Annotated in this window: 2 tRNA genes; both read right to left on the bottom strand. The window is 49.9% G+C overall.

Annotated elements, in window-relative coordinates:
• Positions 1-150 precede the first annotated feature (150 nt).
• Positions 151-226: transfer RNA gene (locus tag ABFY09_RS15170), tRNA-Lys, on the bottom strand.
• Positions 227-254: 28 nt separating this feature from the next.
• A tRNA-Pro gene (locus tag ABFY09_RS15165) sits at positions 255-331 on the bottom strand.
• Between the last annotated feature and the right edge of the window lie 18 nt (positions 332-349).

Here is a 349-nt window from a genome sequence, read left to right as displayed (position 1 = left end):
TGGCAGATGGCAGATGGCAGATGGCAGATGGCAGATGGCAGATGGCAGATGGCAGATGGCAGATGGCAGATGGCAGATGGCAGATGGCAGATGGCCAAAATTAAAAGTCAGCAAAAGAAATAACAAGAGAAAAGAAGGGACTACCAAGAATGGTGGGTCGTACTGGATTCGAACCAGTGACCAATTGATTAAAAGTCAACTGCTCTACCAACTGAGCTAACGACCCGCTCAAAAAAACAACAATGAAAAGTAGCTGGTCGGAGTAGAGGGATTCGAACCCCCGACATCCTGCTCCCAAAGCAGGCGCGCTACCAGACTGCGCTATACTCCGATGGCTCCTCGAACTGGA

Origin of the sequence: Marinomonas sp. 5E14-1 (assembly GCF_039939215.1) — a bacterium.
Taxonomy (GTDB): Bacteria; Pseudomonadota; Gammaproteobacteria; order Pseudomonadales; family Marinomonadaceae; genus Marinomonas.
The sequence above is the reverse complement of the archived record's forward strand: the minus strand, read 5'-3'. Positions and strand labels throughout refer to the sequence as shown.